The following is an 18,571-nucleotide window of genomic DNA, read 5'->3' on the forward strand; positions in this document are numbered from 1 at the left end:
GCAAGCACACGCTATTCGCCGACAATGATTATTTTTACCCGGTTCCGCCGACATGCTCATCAAAATCCTCATCGTTGCCGCATTTATCGCCATTATCACCAGCCTCGGCTCCGCCCTGTTCCATATCGTCAAACATAAAGACGACGAGGATTCGAAAAAGACTGCAAGGGCCTTAACCGTCAGGATTGGCGTGTCGTTGGGCGTGTTTATTTTGCTGTTTATCGCCTTTGCCACCGGCCTGATCCAGCCGCACGGCATAGGCACACGCATGCATGGCGCTCCAACAACGTCGACCAATCCATCAGCCCCCTGATTTCGAACAAAAAAAAAGCGCGATCCGAAAAGACCGCGCTTTTTATTAAGTGGCGATTGGATTTACAGCAGGTAAACGAACACGAACAAGCCTAACCAGACCACGTCGACGAAGTGCCAGTACCAGGCAGCGGCTTCGAAGGCAAAATGGTTTTCCGGGGTGAAGTGGCCTTTCCAGCTTCTGAACAAGACTACCGACAGGATGATCGCACCAACGCAGACGTGGAAACCGTGGAAACCGGTCAACATGAAGAAGGTCGAGCCGTAGATGCCGGAGCCCAAAGTCAAACCCATTTCGGCATACGCTTCATGGTACTCGCTGGCTTGGAAGGCCACGAACAAAAAGCCCAAACCGACGGTCGCCGCCAAGCCTTTGATCAATTGGCTACGATTTTTCGCCAACAAGCCGTGATGGGCCCAGGTGCAGGTCACGCCGCTGGTCAACAGAATCAGCGTGTTCAGGAACGGCAAACCGAATGCGCCCATCGGTTCGAAATCGCCGCCGACTTTGCCGGGGCCGTTGGTGGGCCAGACAGCCTGGAACGCAGGCCACAATACATCGTGAGTGGAACGGCCCGGACCGCTGACGGCGCCGGTTTCGCCCAACCAGGACACCGACAGGTTACGGGTGTACCACAACGCGCCGAAGAAAACGGCAAAGAACATCACTTCCGAAAAAATGAACCACATCATACCCATACGGTAGGAAATACCCACGCCGTGGTTATACATGCCGGACTCGCTCTCGGTGGCTTGCAACGCAAACCAGGCCCCCAGCATTGCAATGAAAACCAGCAAGCCGGTAATCATCATGCCGGAACCGGCCGAATTACCGTTCAAATAATTGGCAAACCCCGCCAGCGTCAGCATCAAGCCGGCGGTCGCCATCACCGGCCACGTGGCTTTATGCGGGATGTAATAAGCTGTGTTTGTCGACATAACCTTCCCCTTTGTTAATTTTCAGAATTTTCAGTAATTTCAAAAAAAGTGTAAGACAGCGTAATGGTTTTATAGCGCTCCGGCAGCTTGGGATCGACCACCAGACGCACGGTCATATTTTTTTCTTCGTTAGGCTCGAAGATCTGCTCCAATTCGCAAAAGCAAATCACTTTGGTTACGTAATCCTTGACCTGGCCCGGCGAATAAGTCGCCACCGCCCGCACCTTCAAGCGCCTGTCGCTCAGATTCTTGGCATAAAAGCCCACCGAGTAATACTGCCCCGGATGCACTTTCAAGCTCGGCGTCTCGGCCTTGAACGCCATCGGCACCGACCGGTTCAACGACGTCAGGAACTCCATCGTCACCTCGCGGTTTTGCTCGGGCTGGAATGCCGTTTCCTGTTTTGCCACGGTCTCGACTTTGGCGTTCTGCCCTACCAAATCGCATAACACGTTGTAGAGCGGAACCAGGGCGTAACCGAATCCGAACATCATTGCGGCGAACAAAACCAGCTTCACCGCCAAACGAGTATTTTTTTTATCTAAACCGTCGTCGCTCATTGCGACATGGCCTTCATGACCGCGAACACGTAGATGGTTATCGCAATCACCGCCAGCACCACCGCCGTCAAAATATTTTTCTTTTTAATATCCATGTTGCTCCTCGAGACGCTCCACCGGTAATTTCCCGATGGAGCAGTCAACCGGCGTCGCTAAGACCGAATCAGAAATGCTCGGTCGGAATTTTTTCCGGTGGAGTGGTAAAGGTGTGGTAAGGCGCAGGCGAAGGCACGGTCCATTCCAGACTGTGCTTGCTGGCGTCTTCCCAGACTTCGTCGCTGACTTTCTCGCCGGTTCCGCCGCGAATCGTGTCGATCACGATGTAGACGAACAACAACTGGCTGAAACCGTAAATGAAGGCACCGATACTGGACACCATGTTCCAGTCCGCAAACTGCACCGCGTAATCAGGAATCCGGCGCGGCATGCCGGCCAAGCCCAGGAAGTGTTGCGGGAAGAACAGGATGTTGACCGAAATCGCCGACAACCAGAAATGCAATTTGCCGATTTTCTCGTTGTACATATTGCCGGTCCATTTGGGCAACCAGAAATAACCGGCGGCCATCAGGATGAAGACTGAGGCCGGTACCAACGTATAGTGGAAGTGGGCAACGATAAAGTAAGTATCGTGGTATTGGAAATCCACCGGCGCCACCGACATCATCAAGCCGGTGAAACCGCCCATCGTGAACAACACGACGAACGCGATCGAAAACAGCATCGGCGTTTCGAAAGTCATCGAGCCTTTCCACATCGTGGCGGTCCAGTTGAAGACTTTTACCCCGGTCGGAATCGCGATCAACATCGTCGCGTACATGAAGTACAACTCGCCGGCGATCGGCAGACCGACAGTAAACATGTGGTGAGACCAAACGATGAACGACAGGAAGGCAATCGCACCGGTCGCATACACCATAGAAGCGTAACCAAACAGCGGTTTACGGGCGAATACCGGAATGATGGTCGAAGCCACGCCGAAGGTGGGCAGAATCATCACATACACTTCCGGATGACCGAAGAACCAGAAGATGTGTTGGTATAACACCGGGTCGCCGCCGCCGGCTGCATCGAAGAAACTGGTATCGAAGAATTTATCGGTCAACAACATGGTTACCGCACCGGCGAATACCGGCATGATCGCGATCAGCAGGAATGCGGTGATCAGCCAGGTCCAGACGAACAACGGCATTTTCATCAGGGTCATGCCGGGAGCACGCATGTTGAAGATGGTTGCGATTACATTGATCGCACCCATGATCGACGAAATGCCCAACATGTGTACCGAGAAGATCGCAAACGGAAACGCTTTTCCGGTTTGCAATACCAACGGCGGATACAAAGTCCAACCGGCGGCAGGCGCACCGCCTTCCATGAACAACGTGCTGGCCAGCAATAAAACGCCGGCGACCAACATCCAGAAGCTCATGTTGTTCATCCGCGGCAACGCCATATCCGGCGCACCGATCATCATCGGAATCATCCAGTTGGCCAGACCGACGAAAGCCGGCATAACCGCACCGAACACCATCACCAAAGCGTGCATGGTGGTCATCGAGTTGAAGAAATTCGGATCGACGAATTGCAATCCGGGCTCGAACAACTCGGAGCGGATGATCAGCGCCATGGTACCGCCGACGAAAAACATCGCCAGCGCAAATACCAAATACAGGGTACCGATATCCTTATGGTTGGTGGTGATTATCCACCGTAAGATGCCCTTCTCCGGGCCGTGATCGTGGTGATCGTGATGATCATCATGTTCAGCTACGACAGCAGTCATGTTTTATACCTCAGCAAAAATTAGAAAATGAGTTCAATGCGTACATCAACGAATTACTCATCATCGTCCCATTTGGGTGTGATTTTGTTGGGCTGAATTTCATCACCCACGTTGTTGCCCAGTGCCGGAGCGTTTCTGATGTAGGTGATCAGCTCGGCCAACTCGTTATCCGGTAATTTGCGGAAGGCCGGCATTTTGCTGGTACCGGCTTGGATGAAGCCGATCAATTGGTCCATGTTGCCGGTAACTTTGGCACTGCCCCTCAAAGCTGGAAACCAACCCGGAATGCCATTGCCGTCGATCTGGTGGCAGGCCACGCAGTTTTTCAGATAAACCGATTCGCCGTGAGCCATCAGCGAGTTACGGGTTTGGTCGCTCAAATCGGGAGCTTGGTTTTGCTTGTCCAGAGTTGCTTTAACCCAGGCGTCGTATTGGTCCTGCTCCATCGCAATTACGACTACCGGCATAAAGCCGTGGTCGCGGCCGCACAATTCGGTACATTGGCCGCGATAGGTACCGGGCTTGTCGACGTAAGTCCAGGCCTCGTTGACAAAACCGGGGTTGGCATCTTTTTTCCAGCCCAGTTCGGGAACCCACCAAGAATGGATCACGTCGGCCGCGGTAAACAGGAAACGGATTTTCTTTTTGACCGGAACCACCAACGGTTTGTCGACGTTCAACAGGTAGTTAGGTACCGAACGCGGGTCCATGGAACTGACGCGGTGGACTCGTTCACTGGCTTCGTCCAGATGGCTTTCGAAGTGAATGCCGTTGTCCAGGTACTCGTAATCCCAGTACCATTGCTTGCCGGTCACCTTGATCGACATTTCCGATTCTTGGGTCCGGTCCAGGTCGACCACGGCTTTGGTCGCCGGAATCGCCATACCGACGAGGATCAGAGTGGGGATGATGGTCCAGATGATCTCGACCGTGGTGTTTTCATGGAACTGCTCGGCTTGATGGCCTTTTGATTTGCGGTGGTGGTAAATCGAGTAAAACATCGTGCCGAATACCGCGATACCGATAAAAACGCAGATCCACATGATCAACATGTGCAGGTCGTACAACTCGTTACTGAGCTGGGTCACGCCTTTCGTCAGATTGAGTGTGTAGTCCGCATGCGCCGATCCGAGCCCTAAAGCCATCAGAACCGGACATGCGAGCAGTTGCTTAGTTTTCTTCACGGAGCAGCCCCCATTGGTAGTTATAAACTTGTATGCGTTATATCGTTGTAATCTTGTCGCCCGACACCGAACAGGCAACAAATTCCTTTTACAGATAATTGTCATAAATAAACTGGGCAATTTTAACCCATGACTCCCCGGCAGACCAGAAGAGCTTTTCCCGTTCGTATCCGATGAATGCAAAAAAGGCTTGCGGACATCGCTGCCCGCAAGCCTTCACGGCATTGCTACCGAATATTCCGGTTGACTTAACTTAGCACTTCTGCGTAGGCCTTGTCATAAGTCGGAATATGGTTGTCTAGCCAACCCTTCACCATTTGCCCCACCTCGTCGGTCACTTCGGCTTCGCCGGCATGAAATTTTTTCTGCAAATCGGCGCAAATACCGACCAGTGCGTCGTGTTCGGCCTTATGCCGCTCGTAACCGCCGAAACCCTTGGCCTGCATTTCCTTTTCCTCGTGGGCGAAATGGTCGACTACATAAGCGATCAACGCATCTAGAGAAGCACCGACGGTTGCCCGCGGCGCGCCGCCGGTTGCTTCGTCGTACAACTTGTTCAACAAGCCGAACAGGGTTTGATGCTCTTGATCTGCAAAGCCAACGTTGGTGCCGTATTGTCCTGCGGTCCAAGTGATTAAAGCCATAAAACGTCTCCTGGTTATAGTTGTAATGGAGCCGTCATTCTCAACATCCGCGGATTAATTTTCTTGATGCAGATCAATATTTTGCCAGGTTGGCAGCCGCAACTCGCTTGACAAGAACTCGAAATCACGTGCTTTCGAATAGGGCAAGACCCCAAGTAACGGCACCGACAGCGCAGCCTGCAAATACGCCACATTTTCGGCAAAGTAGGGCATATTCTCGACGATTTGCACGCCAATCCAACCGGCGCAGCGCAAGCCGGATTCAGCGATGGCCTGCAACGTCAAACGCGCGTGGTTCAGGCAACCGAGCCTGATACCGACCACGACCAGCACCGGCAAACCCAATATCCGCGCCAAGCCGGCATTATCCAAAGTGCGGCTCATCGGTGAATACCAGCCCCCCGCTCCTTCGACCAAAACGATTTGAGCGCGCTGCTGCAATTCTTGAAAAGCAACCAAGATCTTTGCCGGCTCAACGACTTGTTCGCCGCAGGCCACATGCGGCGACACCGGCTGTTCGAAGGCATAAGGATTGACCAACTCGTATTCAGCGTCGACCGATGCATTTTGCATCAACAGCAAGGCGTCTTGGTTTTGCAACTTGCCACCGCATCGCTCGCAACCGGCAGCCACCGGCTTCATTGCCGCGACCGAATAGCCCTCGCGCCGAAAACGGCGCAATAATGCGGCAGTGGCCCAGGTTTTACCGATATCGGTATCGGTCCCGGTAACAAAATATCCGATCTTCATCGCATCGCTCGTAGATAAATAATTTCATAACTCGCAACAATCCCGCCGCCGGCCATTGCCGCTTCGTAATGGGCAATCATGCTTTGTAACGACGTCCGACTGGTTGGCCGGGGATTACGGTAAGTACTGACGTTGTGCGCGCCGATTCCTTTCAACTCGAGCATCAGCGCCATGACTGACGGATATGACTGGGTGATTAACTCGGTTTCCAGTTCGAACCGGCTCCAACCGGCTGCAGCCAGAAACCGGCCAATCTGCTCGATACTGTAAAACTCGTTGACGTGAACGAAATCGTCGACTTGGCTCCACGCCGCCTTCAATTCCGCCAAGGTGCACGGACCGAAAGTCGATAACACCAAACAACCGTCGGCGCACAGCACTCGTCGGCAATCGCCTAGCAACGCGCTCAAATCCCCACACCACTGCACTGCCAAATTGGAATAGATCCCGCCGATACTGCCATCCCGGAACGGCAAACGCTCGGCATCGGCACAGACGTAAGCAACCGGCAAACCGGCGCAGTTTCGCTGCGCGGCTTGCAACATCGGCACGGCGATATCCAGCGCCACGGCAGCCGGTACCCGGCTAACCAAATGCCGGGTCAGAAATCCGGTACCGCAGCCGATATCCAACAGCGGCCGGGACTGGCCGACGCAGGGAAATTTTGCCAACAAGGTCTCGCCGACCCGGCGCTGCAGACCCGCTACCGCATCGTAACCATCGGCCGCGGCGGCAAACGACTGCCGGACTTTGGCCTTGTCCAACAACGCAGAATCAGTCATCGCCCAGCACAATATCGGCCAAAGCTTGCGGATGGGTGAGAAACGGCACGTGCCCGGCGCCTGGTAACACCTTCATCTGCAACGCCGGCTGCAAATTCCGCAATGCCGTCGCCGTCGCTACCGGCACCAAAGTATCTTTATCACCCTGGATCACCCGTATCGGCAGCGTTAATGCCGCCAAGCTATCGCGCGCATCGTGCTGCTTCAGAATCCGCAACCCGCCCTGCAGCGCGCCGAAATCCGGCGCGTCGCATTCCGAGATACTCTGCTTCAGTTGTTGCAACACGGTTTTGGCATGCGGCAACCCCTGCACTTGCAAGCCCAAAAACCTTTGCAGCGTCTGTTTAGAGTCGCTACTCAGCAATTCGGCAAAACTGTCTAGCACCTCGGGCTTAACTCCCGGCCAGCCGGGTTCGCGGACAAAACGCGGATTACCCGCCAACAATGTTAAGGAACGGACCCGGTCGGGACACTCGGCCGCCAGATTGATGGCGACCGTCGCGCCCAACGACCAGCCCAACAAATCGAAACTCGGTACCGGAATCGCCGCTAGCAAGGCCTCGACGATGGCCGGCATTTCGAAACGAGCTAACGGCGCACTACGCCCGTGTCCCGGCAAATCCAGACAAATTACTTGCCGCTGCTCCGCCAACTGCCGGGCGAACTGGCGCCAAATGCCGCTGTGCATGGCCCAACCGTGCAGCATCAGCAACGGCCGACCGTGGCCGTAGGTTTCGCAATGGATGCCGCTCACCGCAACACCTCACCCAACGCCGCCAGTAAGGCATCGACCTGCTGCAGACTGTGGTGCGCGGTAAATGTGATACGCAAACGGGCGCTACCGGCCGGCACGGTCGGCGGCCGAATCGCACCGACCCAAAATCCCAAATCCGCCAACTCCCGGCTCGCAACTAGCGCGCGACCACTATCGCCGACCAACAGCGGCTGAATCGCCGTGGCTGACGCCATCAGCCGCAAGCCCTGTTGTTCGGCACCGCGGCGAAAATGGCCGACCAAGGCTTGCAACTGCTCCCGCCGCCAGGATTCGGCTTGCAGCAACCGCAAGCCGGTGCGGGTGGCTTCGGCCACCGCCGCCGGCAAGGCCGTGGTGTAAACGTAAGTTCTGGCTTTTTGCATCAGATACTCGATCAATTCTGCGGAACCGGCAACGAACGCGCCGAAGGTGCCGAACGCCTTTCCCAGTGTGCCGACCAAGATCGGCACGTGCTCGGCGGAAAGACCGAAATGCTCCACCACGCCGCCGCCGTTGCGACCCAATACACCGAAACCGTGGGCGTCGTCGACCAGCAATCCGGCTTGATATTTGTCCGCCAATCGCGCCAAGTCGGGCAAAGGCGCCACATCGCCATCCATACTGAATACGCCGTCGCTGACGATCAGCACCCTGCCCTGGGTCCGATCAAGCTTGACCCGCAGATCGTCGGTGTCTGCGTGGCGGTAGCGTTGAAACCGGGCACCGGACATTAAGCCGCCGTCCAACAACGAAGCATGGTTGAGCCGGTCCTCCAACACGCAGTCGCCGCGTCCGACCAAAGCTGAGATGGCTCCGAGATTGGCCATATAACCGGTCGAAAACAGCAAGGCCCGTTCCCGTCCGGTGAACGCGGCCAATTCCTCTTCCAAGGCGTGATGCGCCGAGCTGTGGCCGCAAATCAAATGCGCCGCGCCGCTGCCGCAACCGTAGCGGTCGGCGCCGGTCTTGAATGCCTCGACCACGTCCGGATGATTGGCCAACCCCAGATAATCGTTGCTGCAGAAATTCAGCAAGCGGCGGCCCTCGACCTGCAATTCGACCGCCTGCGGCCCGTCGACGACGCGCCGGCGCCGATACAGATTTTGCTGCTCTAACTGCTGCAGGCTCGCGGAAAAATCGTAAAACCGATTCGACATCAGGCGTAGCTGGAGCCGCCCATCCGCACGCCCAAGCGAGCGAATAATTGCTTATCCTGGTTGGTCATCGGATTGTCGGTGGTCAGCAACTTATCGCCGTAGAAAATCGAGTTGGCACCGGCCAGAAAACATAAGGCCTGCATCTCGTCGCTCATTTGCGTACGTCCGGCCGACAACCGCACTCGCGAATGCGGCATCATGATCCGGGCCACGGCTACAGTGCGCACGAATACGATCGGATCCAGCTTTTCGGTACCGTGCAGCGGCGTGCCCTGCACTTGCACCAACATATTGATCGGCACGCTTTCCGGGTGCTTGGGTAAATTGGCCAACTGCAGCAGCAATTTGGCGCGGTCGGTTTCCGACTCGCCCATGCCGACGATACCGCCGCAGCAGACGTTGATACCGGCATCGCGCACCCGCTCCAGCGTATCCAATCTATCCTGGTAAGTGCGGGTGGTAATGATTTCAGAATAATAATCTTCCGACGTGTCCAGATTGTGGTTGTAGTAATCCAAACCGCCTTCTTTCAAAGCCTGGGTTTGCTTGTCGGTCAACATGCCCAGCGTGACGCAGGTTTCCATGCCCAGCGCTTTGACGCCCTTAACCATTTCCACCACCCGTTCGATATCGCGATCTTTCGGACTACGCCAGGCTGCGCCCATGCAGAAGCGCGATGCGCCCTCGGCCTTGGCCCGCTGCGCAGCCTGCAATACCGCGTCGACCGGCATCAGAGCTTCCGGCGCCAAGTCCGAATCGTAGCGCGCGCTTTGCGGACAATAACCGCAATCCTCCGAGCAAGAGCCGGTTTTGATACTCAACAGACTGCTGACCTGGACTTCGTTCGGATCGAAACAGGAGCGGTGTACGGTTTGCGCCTGAAATATAAGATCGTTGAACGGCAGGCCGAACAAGGCTTCGACTTCGTGCAATTGCCAATCGTGGCGTACGGCGACCGGTTCCAAGGGTTTTTGGCTGGCGGACATTCTGTTACTCTCCGAAAAATAGTTAGCGAGGCCGGGGCGTTACCGCCACTTATCAACCCAATAGTAAAAAAATGGTAAACAACTGGCTTAAGATTATACAACGAAAGCTGGTGCCGCCGCGCTGCGCATTATGCGGCGACACCGGCTTTGCCGATTTCGACTTGTGCGCGGGCTGTTTGGACGATTTGCCGCGCAATTTGCGCTGCTGTTACCGCTGCGGCGAACCGTTCGAGAGCGAGATTGCTCTGCCCAGTTTGTGCGGGCGCTGCTTGAAACGCTCGCCGCAGTTCGACGAGACCTATGCGCCGTATCTGTACCGTTACCAGATGCCCTACCTGATCGGCCAGTTGAAATTCGGCCGCGATTATAAAAATGCGCGCCTATTGGCCCTGCTGCTCGGCGAACATATTGCCGCCGATGCCGAATTGCCGGAACTGCTGCTGCCGATGCCGTTGCATCCGCACCGGTACCGGGAACGCGGCTTCAACCAGTCGATCGAGATCGCCCGCCATTTGGCGCGGCGTTTCGAGCTACCGCTGGATTTGTATAGCGTAGTACGCAGCCGGGACACCTTGCACCAGACCGGCCTGCCGGCCAAACAGCGGCGCAAGAACATGCGCGGTGCATTTCGTTTGCAGAAATCGCTAAAAGCTGACCATGTGGCAATCGTCGACGATGTGATGACCACCGGCGCAACCGCTTCGGCCCTGGCCGGTGTACTGAAGCAGGCCGGTGTCGGCCGGGTGGACGTTTGGGTCTGTGCCCGGGCTTAACGGTCCATTGATGCCGGCGGCGCAAACGGTAAAGTTTTGTCCTGCACGGTTTTGATCGCGGCCAACAGTTTTTCGCGGCGCGAGCAGAGCGACTGGAAACCGTGCATCAAGATTGCAAACTCCTCCTGCAGGTTCTGTTGGTCCACCGCCATTGCATTCAACGCTTCGACGGTGGAATTGAGTAACAGCTCGTACTGGTTTTGGTAAGGACGTTTGAAGCGGGCCTGAAACGCGTCGCGTAATTTCTGCAGCAGATCTTCGAAACGTTGCTCGGTGAATTCTTCGCTGGTAATGCTTGCCAACAAAACCTGCTCGGCGTCGAACGGATCGCATTGGTAAGCCTGCCGGAACGCGGCGCGTAACTGTTCGATCGCATCCCGGTGCTGCTCCGGCTGGTCCTGCACCTGGGCTAGCAGGCGCGCCACCGCTTCAGGCAGGTTGTACATCGGTGTCTGATGATGCATTGCATACAGCGCATCCAAGGTGGCAGCCAATTCCAGCAAGCGCGGCGCGGCATAGTTTTCGGCTTCCAACCAGCGGTAAAACAGCGCCTTGAACGCCTGCGGAAAGGTACCGAATTGCTCGTAATAGGCTTCGACGAAGGCACCGGTAAACTGCTCCAAAACCGCCTGATCCAGGGCTTGGCTTTTGATGTCCGCCAACAGGCGTTGCGGCGAATCGCAGCCGGCCGGCACACTACGCGCGCGAACCGCACCGCGCAAATCAAACTGGGGTTCGGCGGCGCCAGCGATTTCCATGGTTGCGGCTGAAGCCGGGGGAACCGGCGCGGCTGTCAGCAATCGCAGCCAATAATCCGCCAATCCCGGCGCCTCGCGGTCGCTGCCGATATGCTTGACGATGTTGTCGGCCAACGAAAACAAACAGCGGCTGGCCGGCGAATTGGCGGCCAGATCGATCACCGTCATCTGCAAAGCCACTGCCTTGGGTACATTCTCGTCGCGGACGACGAATCCGCCGTATTCGACTTTTTGTTTTAGACATTTTTCGCTGACCGCAGCGAACCGCCGGTAAGTTTCGGTCGCCGTCGGATAATCGGCGGCCTGGTTGACCACAACCCGCAAACTGCCCCGGTAATTTCTGGCATTCAACGCTTTCAGCAACGAAAAGCTGTCGGTCAATGCGGCCGGGTCGGCGCTGACCAACAAAAACGCGTATTTGGCTGCCTCGACAAATTGCAATACCTTTTCGGTCAGGACGGCCGGCAGGTCGATGAAAAAATAATCGTATTGGCCTTCCAGTTCCCGCACGATCCGATCCAGATTCGAGCGCTGGTCAGGGGCCATAGGCCTGCCGAGCAAGATTTGCGCGCCAGGCAATATCGCCACGCCTTCGTGGGTTTTGACGATCGCTTCCGCCAACGTCTTCTCGCCGTCGGCCAGTTGTTCCAAGCCGAACGCCGGCCTCAACCCTAGCAAGTTACCGGTATTGGACAGCCCGGTATCGGCATCGATGATACAGACGCCGGCGCCGCGCGCAGCCAGCGCCGCGGCCAGATTGCCGACCAGACTGGATTTGCCGACTCCGCTCTTGCCGCTGGCGAACACCAGCACGCGCGGCGTTTTGCGGAGGATGCTAGTATCCTGCAATTCTGAAACTGGACTTTCCATAATAATATGGCAATCGGAACGGTAGCGGCCGGCAATAGGCGATTCGATGATATTCGGACAATTCGGCCCGGCATTGTACGCCGAATCCGATAATTCCCAATTGGCTAAATGGACGATTCAAACCGATGGGCCATCGCCGACCAAACGCCACGGTCGCCTAGACGGCATTTGCCGCGAGTCTTCACGTATAATGCCGCGACCCGCAACCTAACCGAAACGCCATGACCACGCCACGCCTCGCCTGGGCTATCACCGGCTCCGGACATTACATCGAAGAATGCCTCGAATTCATGCTGACGTTGGATAACGTCGATCTTTACCTGAGCCAGGCCGGCGAGGAAGTGCTGAAAATGTATGGCATCAAACTGGACGATATCCGCGCCAAGATGCCGATTTATCGGGACAAAGCCGCTTCGGCACCGCCGGTGGGACTGTTTTACAAAGGCTATTACCACACCTTCGTAATGGCGCCGACCACCTCCAACACCATCGCCAAATGCGTGCTCGGCATCGCCGACTCTTTGGTGACCAACTTGTACTCGCAAGCGGGCAAATGCCGGATACCCAGCATTGTCTACCCGTGCGATACCGCGCCGGAAATCGAGACCACCGCGCCGGGCAAGAAAAAGTTCATGGTCTATCCGCGCCCGGTCGACCTGGAGGCTACCGATAAAATTCGCAGCTTCCCTTACACCCAAGTCGTCGACGACGTCCAACAACTGATCCTGGCGGTAAACACCCGCCTGGCCGGGCTATGAGCGAAAAAATCCTGTTCATCACCGGCCGCCTGGCCGAAAAACAGGTCCGCCAGGTGCTGGAAAAAATGCAGCCCGACTTTTATTACAAGGTACATGTGATGGGCGTGACGGTCGCGGCACTAATCACCGCGGAAATGATCGCTCGCCGGCTGACCGACACCGGCGGCGCCGACCGTATCGTGATACCGGGCCGCTGCCGCGGCGATCTGGACATGCTGTCCCGGCATTACGGCATTCCGGTCGAGCGCGGCCCGGAAGAGATCAAGGACTTGCCGCAACATTTCGGCATGGCTGCGCACCATTACGACCTGAGCCAATACCAAACCAAAATCTTCGCCGAGATCACCGACGCGCCGAATATCGGCGTCGATGCCGTAGTCGAGCGCGCGCATTACTACAAAGCCAACGGCGCCGACGTAATCGATATCGGCTGCCTGCCCGGCACGCCATTTCCGCATCTGGCGGACTGCATCTCGACTTTGAAGCAGGAAGGCTTTTACGTCAGTATCGACTCGCTGGAAGACGCCGACTTGCTGGCCGGCGGCAAGGCAGGCGCCGATTACCTACTGAGCCTGACCAATAAGAGCCTGTGGATTGCCGATGAAGTGGCGGCAACGCCGATCCTGATTCCGGAAGTCCACGGCAATCTCGCCACACTGGATCAAGCCATCGAGACCTTGAGCGCCAAAAACCGCGCCTTCATCGTCGACCCGATCCTGGACCCGATCCATTTCGGCTTTACCGAATCCATTGTCCGCAATTACCAGTTTCGCCAACGCTACCCGGACATCGAAATGATGATGGGCGTCGGCAATCTGACCGAACTGACTCACGCCGACACCTCCGGCATCAATGCCATGTTGTTGGGCATTTGCTCGGAACTGAACATCAACCACATCCTGGCTACCGAGGTCAGCAAACATGCACGGCGAGCGATCAAGGAAGCCGACGTGGCGCGGCGCATGATGTATGCCGCCAAACAGCACAATACGTTGCCCAAACATATCAGCCCGGACTTGATGACGGTGCACGAGACTGCGCCGTTTCTGAACAGCCGCGAAGAAATCGAAAGTCTGGCGGCGCAAATCAAAGACCCCAGCTACCGAATCCAGGTCAGCAGCGACGGCATCCACATTTTCAACCGCGACGGCCTGCACAGCGCCACCGACCCGTTCGATCTATACCCGAAACTGCAGGTCGAAACCGACGGCGGCCACGCTTTCTATCTGGGCGTCGAATTGGCCCGTGCCGAAATCGCCTGGCAACTGGGCAAGCGTTTCACCCAGGACCAACCCTTAAGCTGGGGCTGCGCCGCGCAAGGCGCCGAGCCGGCCGTGGACTTGCACACTTTCAAACCGGCCGGCAGCACGCTGAAAAAACACGAGGAATAAGGGGGCTCTATGGCCAGCCAAACTGCGCTCCTGATCCTGATTGCCATACTCAGCGCGGTAATGCTCTGGTTATGGCGGCACTGGCGCCGCGCCGCCCGCGCCGATTTCATTCGCCGCTACGCCTTCCCTGCCGGCCTATTCGAAAAATTGCAGAAGCGCCGGCCGCAATTGGCGCGCAAGGATTGCGAATTGACCGCCCGCGCCTTGCGCCAGTTTTTTCTGGCTTATCTGCATGGCGGCCGTAACTTCGTGTCGATGCCGTCGCAACTGGCCGACGACTTGTGGCACGAGTTCATTTTGTATACCCGGCATTACGAGCAATTCTGCCGCCAAGCCTTCGGCGGCTTTCTGCACCACACGCCGGCCGTAGTGTTGAGCCGGAACCGCCAGACCAATGCTGGCCTGCGCCGAGTCTGGTGGCAGTGCTGCCGGGAGGAAAACATCAACCCGAGAAAACCCAGCCGGCTACCGCTCCTGTTTGCACTGGACAGCAAATTGCAGATCGCCGACGGTTTCAGCTACGTGGTCGATTGCCGCGGCCAGATCGCCCGCGCCGGCGACGACGGCCGTAGCGGCACGCCCTACTGCGGCGCCGACTTCGCCGACAGCAGTTTCGACGGCGACACCGACGGCTTCGGCGACGATAGCGGCAGCGGCGACAGTGGCGGGGATGGCGATTCCGGAGGCTGCGGCGGCGGTTGCGGAGGCGGCGGCGACTGATTGCCGGCAGCGTTGCGCTATGCGCCGGACGCAGTTCAGCGCCGGTTTGTCGGTTTTGACCTGTCGCAAACCCGACAACCCATTCTCCCGCTATAGCCGCAGCCCGCGGCCGGCCAGGGTTGTACTTCTGGTATCGGACTTGCTAATCAAGTCCTGACCACCACCACTTTTGCCACGATGAAACCGAGATTCGCTGCTGTCCATTCGGCCATAGCCCTCCGACCAACCTCGGAGTCAGGACTATGCTAGAACCGACCCTGAAACTCGCCGTTGCCACTAAAGACGGCATCTCGATCAACGAACATTTCGGCCACGCCAAAAAATTCGGCATCTATAACGTCGGCGAAAACGGCTGCCAGCTCCTGGAAACCCGCGACGTCGATAATTATTGCCTGGGCCAGCACGCCGACCAATCGGCGATGGCCGGCATCCTGGAAACGATCAAGGACTGCCACGCCGTTTTCGTGGCCCGCATCGGCGACGGCCCGACCGCGAAAGTCAACGCGATCGGCGTCCGTGCGGTCTCCGCATACGCCTATGCGGCAATCGAGGAATCGCTGCTGGATTACGCCCGACGCAACGCCGCCGGCGAGGATATCGGATGACGCCGGAACATGTCGCAGCTTGGACGTCATCGCATGCCTTGACGCCGATTCAGATCGATTGCGCCGTGACGGTGATGTTGAAAATCCTGGACGGCAAATGCAAGATGCCGGCGCAGGAAAAAGTCGTGATGGAGTTGCTGTACGACCGGATCAAACATCTTCCCGGCCAATTGCTGGACCGCAGCATACACGCGTTAATCGCGGCGGCGCGCAACGCCAATGATGCCGAGGCGCTGAAAAATGTGATCTACGAAAAACGCCTGCTAGCCGAAACCGCGATCTCGCGGCCGGTGATGAAAGGTTTTAAAGCGATGATCCGCACCGAAGGTTTGCTGCCGGCGAAAACCGCAACCGACAGCGAGGACTAAATGCCGCCCGCGCTGAGTGCCGGATAGCTGAACAGCAAAAAGTGCAGACAATTCAGAGCAAAGTGGCTCAGGATCGCGGCTTCCAAGCGGCTGCTTGCCAGATAGGCGCTGCCGTAACCGATACCGGCCAGCGTCGCCAATCCGGCGTAAGTCCAGCCGCCCGGCAGATGCTTCCAGCCGAACAGAACCGCCGCCACTACAATCGCCCACTTTTCGCCGTGGCGCGAACGCATCAACCACCGCATCAAGCCGCGCAGTAACAAACCTCGGAAAAAGGCTTCCTCGACCAAACAGGTCGACAATAAATTGCCCCAGGCCCACAGCCAAAACAGCTCGCTCCATTTCGGCTGCCAGCGTACAAACTCCAGAGCCAGCGATGCGCCTAAAACCGCGATCATCGTCAGCAACAGAATCAGCAACACCCGTTTCCCGAGTTGCCGCCATTCGTCGACGTTGCGCAGGCGGTGCCGCGTGCAACCCAGCACGCAAACGCCGAGCAAAATGCCGTCGAAGTTCAAATACTTGCTATACGGCAAAGAATCCGGACCGAAGCGCCAATCGGCGATGACTTCAGGATTGGCGAACCCCGGCAACCGATGAAATATCAACCCGGTAGCAACGATGAGCGCGACCAGCCAGGCCAGAGTCCGCCAAAACCTGGCCAGAGCAACACGTTCGGCCAGCAGCAATCCGGCCGCCAACAGCACAGGCCACAGCAACGCCACCGGCTGCAGGATACGGCCGTAGAATCCGGCCGCAATCGCCGCGGCTAAGGTCAACGGCGTCAGCCAGGGCTTGCCGGGCTGCCAAAAGCCAAGCACGGCAAGACTCAGCAACCCGTAAGTCCAAAAAACATCGGCGTCAAATACACCACTCAGCCGACTCAGTCGAAAAAATCGAAACTCATCTGCCCGCTCGGGTCGGGTTTGCGGAACACATCGCTACGCAATGCCGGCAAGGCGCGGTCCATGCCCAGTTTCTTGCAGATCAAGCCAAAGCGCTGGGCAATCAGATCGGCGTAAGAGCCGCTGCCGCGCAAGCGCTGATGGAACGCGGCATCGTAGGGCTTGCCGCCGCGGCTGTCGCGGACCCGGTTCATGACATGCTCCGCTTTCAGCGGAAAGTGGTGTTGCAGCCATTCTTCGAACAGCTCCGCGGTTTCCAGCGGCAGGCGCAGCAGAATGTATTCGGCACTGAGCGCACCGGCCGCGTGCGCGGCGGAGACGATTCGCTCCAATTCGTAGTCGGTCAATACCGGAATCAACGGCGCCACCATTACGCCGACCGGCACGCCCGCCTCGCGTAAGCGCGCCAAGGCGTCCAGCCGGCGTTGCGGTGCCGAGGCGCGCGGCTCCAGGGTTCTGGCCAGACTCCGATCCAAGGTCGTGACCGACAGGCATACCGAGGCCAAACCCTGTTGCGCCATCTCGGCCAAAATATCGATGTCGCGTTCGATCAACGCCGACTTGGTGACGATACTGACCGGATGCCGGGTCTCGGCCAGCACTTCCAATATGCCGCGCATGATGCGCTGCTGGCGTTCCAGCGGCTGGTAGGGATCGGTGTTGGTGCCCAAGGCCAACGGCGCACACCGGTAATTGCGCTTGCCCAGCTCTGCCCGCAACAATTCGGCGGCATTGGGTTTTACCAGGATTTTGGTTTCGAAATCCAAGCCCGGCGAATAGCCCAGGTAAGCGTGGGTCGGCCGGGCGAAACAATAAATGCAGCCGTGCTCGCAGCCGCGATAGGGATTGATGGAACGGTCGAACGGAATATCCGGCGAATCGTTATAGGTGATCAGCGATTTGCTGTTATCGACGACGATTTCGGTCGGCAGCGGCGGCAGATCGTCATCCAGGCAGCCCCAGCCGTCGTCCTCGGCTTGGCCGCTTTGCTTCTCGAACCGGCCGGCGGCATTGCTGATGCTGGCGCGGCCTTTGTAAATCAGGGGTTTGGACATGGTTTGCTCCGCAAAACCGCGTACGGCGCTAAGGTTGTCGATCGATGCCGGCATTATACCCGGCGCGGTAGCCGCCGAAACCGGCTGCGAGCGGGCGCAACCCACCAGGGAAAAATTGCACCGGCGACCGGTGAAATAATCGATAGTTCGGCACCGGCCGTTTGCTTAGAGTGCGAATGGGCGCGGCGCAGCTCGGTCCGGACAAAGCCCGCAGCCAGCCGCGCTTGTGCCCTATTTCCATTGGCTACCGCAACGAGGAGACCGCCATGCACCGACCGCTTAATCCCGCATTTAGCAAAGCCGGCACCCTGATCGCCGAACACCAGCTCCAGCGAATTTCCGGCGGCGAAACCGCGATCAGACCGGCGCCGCAGATTCCGCAATACGTGCCGTTATCGCAAAGCCATCCCAAAGTCGAACGCGACCTGCCGCGGGTGTCTTACCAATAAATTTCCGCCCGGCCGGGTGCCCCCCTGTACCGGCCGGCCGGCTCTCCCGCGGCGCTCGGACTGACGCTCGA

21 protein-coding genes are annotated in these 18,571 nt (G+C 57.3%); 8 read left to right on the forward strand and 13 right to left on the reverse strand.

The window, feature by feature from the left end; translation table 11 throughout:
* Positions 1-52: 52 nt before the first annotated feature.
* A complete protein-coding gene (locus NP603_RS08650) occupies positions 53-313 on the forward strand; it encodes a twin transmembrane helix small protein (RefSeq protein ID WP_256610462.1) in 261 nt (86 codons plus the stop codon).
* Positions 314-375: 62 nt separating this feature from the next.
* On the opposite strand, the gene NP603_RS08655 is transcribed toward NP603_RS08650, so the two are convergent.
* From NP603_RS08655 to bioB, 10 genes are all read right to left on the reverse strand, one after another.
* Positions 376-1,251: a cytochrome c oxidase subunit 3 gene (locus NP603_RS08655; RefSeq protein ID WP_256610463.1), complete on the reverse strand. Its 876-nt coding sequence runs from the start codon at positions 1,249-1,251 to the stop codon at positions 376-378.
* A gap of 14 nt (positions 1,252-1,265) precedes the next feature.
* Complete coding sequence (locus NP603_RS08660; protein ID WP_256610464.1) at positions 1,266-1,811, reverse strand: cytochrome c oxidase assembly protein; 546 nt, start codon at positions 1,809-1,811, stop codon at positions 1,266-1,268.
* A 163-nt stretch (positions 1,812-1,974) separates the two neighbouring features.
* The gene (gene ctaD, locus NP603_RS08665; RefSeq protein ID WP_256610465.1) at positions 1,975-3,591 is read right to left on the reverse strand and encodes a cytochrome c oxidase subunit I; all 1,617 of its coding nucleotides are present in this window, start codon (positions 3,589-3,591) and stop codon (positions 1,975-1,977) included.
* Between the two features lie 53 nt (positions 3,592-3,644).
* The gene (gene coxB / locus NP603_RS08670) at positions 3,645-4,775 is read right to left on the reverse strand and encodes a cytochrome c oxidase subunit II (RefSeq protein WP_256610466.1); all 1,131 of its coding nucleotides are present in this window, start codon (positions 4,773-4,775) and stop codon (positions 3,645-3,647) included.
* A 248-nt stretch (positions 4,776-5,023) separates the two neighbouring features.
* On the reverse strand, positions 5,024-5,419 hold the full coding sequence (locus NP603_RS08675) for a bacteriohemerythrin (RefSeq protein WP_256610467.1): 396 nt from the start codon (positions 5,417-5,419) through the stop codon (positions 5,024-5,026).
* Positions 5,420-5,473: 54 nt separating this feature from the next.
* On the reverse strand, positions 5,474-6,169 hold the full coding sequence (gene bioD, locus NP603_RS08680; RefSeq protein WP_256610468.1) for a dethiobiotin synthase: 696 nt from the start codon (positions 6,167-6,169) through the stop codon (positions 5,474-5,476).
* The gene (gene bioC / locus NP603_RS08685; protein ID WP_256610469.1) at positions 6,166-6,951 is read right to left on the reverse strand and encodes a malonyl-ACP O-methyltransferase BioC; all 786 of its coding nucleotides are present in this window, start codon (positions 6,949-6,951) and stop codon (positions 6,166-6,168) included. The genes bioD and bioC overlap by 4 nt, the downstream gene beginning before the upstream one ends.
* Positions 6,944-7,705 carry a pimeloyl-ACP methyl ester esterase BioH gene (bioH, locus tag NP603_RS08690; RefSeq protein WP_256610470.1) on the reverse strand — a complete coding sequence of 254 codons (762 nt, stop codon included), beginning with the start codon at positions 7,703-7,705 and terminating at the stop codon, positions 6,944-6,946. Before bioH ends, bioC begins: the two co-directional genes overlap by 8 nt.
* Complete coding sequence (gene bioF / locus NP603_RS08695) at positions 7,702-8,862, reverse strand: 8-amino-7-oxononanoate synthase (protein WP_256610471.1); 1,161 nt, start codon at positions 8,860-8,862, stop codon at positions 7,702-7,704. The genes bioH and bioF overlap by 4 nt, the downstream gene beginning before the upstream one ends.
* Positions 8,862-9,848 carry a biotin synthase BioB gene (gene bioB / locus NP603_RS08700; RefSeq protein WP_256610472.1) on the reverse strand — a complete coding sequence of 329 codons (987 nt, stop codon included), beginning with the start codon at positions 9,846-9,848 and terminating at the stop codon, positions 8,862-8,864. Before bioB ends, bioF begins: the two co-directional genes overlap by 1 nt.
* Positions 9,849-9,958: 110 nt before the next feature.
* On the opposite strand from bioB, the gene NP603_RS08705 reads away from it, so the two are divergent.
* Positions 9,959-10,621, forward strand: a complete 663-nt coding sequence (locus tag NP603_RS08705) for a double zinc ribbon domain-containing protein (protein ID WP_371928795.1) — start codon at positions 9,959-9,961, stop codon at positions 10,619-10,621.
* On the opposite strand, the gene NP603_RS08710 is transcribed toward NP603_RS08705, so the two are convergent.
* On the reverse strand, positions 10,618-12,249 hold the full coding sequence (locus tag NP603_RS08710; protein ID WP_256610474.1) for a MinD/ParA family ATP-binding protein: 1,632 nt from the start codon (positions 12,247-12,249) through the stop codon (positions 10,618-10,620). The genes NP603_RS08705 and NP603_RS08710 overlap by 4 nt on opposite strands.
* Before the next feature lie 221 nt (positions 12,250-12,470).
* Between NP603_RS08710 and NP603_RS08715 the strand changes: the two genes are divergently transcribed.
* The 5 genes from NP603_RS08715 to NP603_RS08735 all read left to right on the forward strand — a co-directional run bounded on the left by NP603_RS08715 (position 12,471) and on the right by NP603_RS08735 (position 16,091).
* A complete protein-coding gene (locus tag NP603_RS08715; protein WP_256610475.1) occupies positions 12,471-13,007 on the forward strand; it encodes a flavoprotein in 537 nt (178 codons plus the stop codon).
* Positions 13,004-14,398, forward strand: coding sequence for a DUF6513 domain-containing protein (locus NP603_RS08720; RefSeq protein WP_256610476.1), 1,395 nt, complete (start codon positions 13,004-13,006; stop codon positions 14,396-14,398). Before NP603_RS08715 ends, NP603_RS08720 begins: the two co-directional genes overlap by 4 nt.
* A 9-nt stretch (positions 14,399-14,407) precedes the next feature.
* A complete protein-coding gene (locus tag NP603_RS08725; RefSeq protein ID WP_256610477.1) occupies positions 14,408-15,118 on the forward strand; it encodes a glycine-rich domain-containing protein in 711 nt (236 codons plus the stop codon).
* 242 nt (positions 15,119-15,360) lie between these two features.
* A complete protein-coding gene (locus NP603_RS08730) occupies positions 15,361-15,723 on the forward strand; it encodes a NifB/NifX family molybdenum-iron cluster-binding protein (protein ID WP_256610478.1) in 363 nt (120 codons plus the stop codon).
* Positions 15,720-16,091, forward strand: coding sequence for a hypothetical protein (locus NP603_RS08735; protein WP_256610479.1), 372 nt, complete (start codon positions 15,720-15,722; stop codon positions 16,089-16,091). The genes NP603_RS08730 and NP603_RS08735 overlap by 4 nt, the downstream gene beginning before the upstream one ends.
* On the opposite strand, the gene NP603_RS21995 is transcribed toward NP603_RS08735, so the two are convergent.
* Together NP603_RS21995 and NP603_RS08745 are read right to left on the reverse strand one after the other, a co-directional pair.
* Positions 16,088-16,912 carry a CPBP family intramembrane glutamic endopeptidase gene (locus tag NP603_RS21995; RefSeq protein WP_256610480.1) on the reverse strand — a complete coding sequence of 275 codons (825 nt, stop codon included), beginning with the start codon at positions 16,910-16,912 and terminating at the stop codon, positions 16,088-16,090. The genes NP603_RS08735 and NP603_RS21995 overlap by 4 nt on opposite strands.
* A 62-nt stretch (positions 16,913-16,974) precedes the next feature.
* Positions 16,975-18,051, reverse strand: coding sequence for a PA0069 family radical SAM protein (locus NP603_RS08745; RefSeq protein WP_256610481.1), 1,077 nt, complete (start codon positions 18,049-18,051; stop codon positions 16,975-16,977).
* A gap of 266 nt (positions 18,052-18,317) precedes the next feature.
* Between NP603_RS08745 and NP603_RS08750 the strand changes: the two genes are divergently transcribed.
* Complete coding sequence (locus NP603_RS08750) at positions 18,318-18,500, forward strand: hypothetical protein (protein WP_256610482.1); 183 nt, start codon at positions 18,318-18,320, stop codon at positions 18,498-18,500.
* The last annotated feature ends 71 nt before the right edge of the window (positions 18,501-18,571 follow it).

Source organism: Methylomonas aurea (assembly GCF_024505045.1).
GTDB lineage: Bacteria > Pseudomonadota > Gammaproteobacteria > Methylococcales > Methylomonadaceae > Methylomonas > Methylomonas aurea.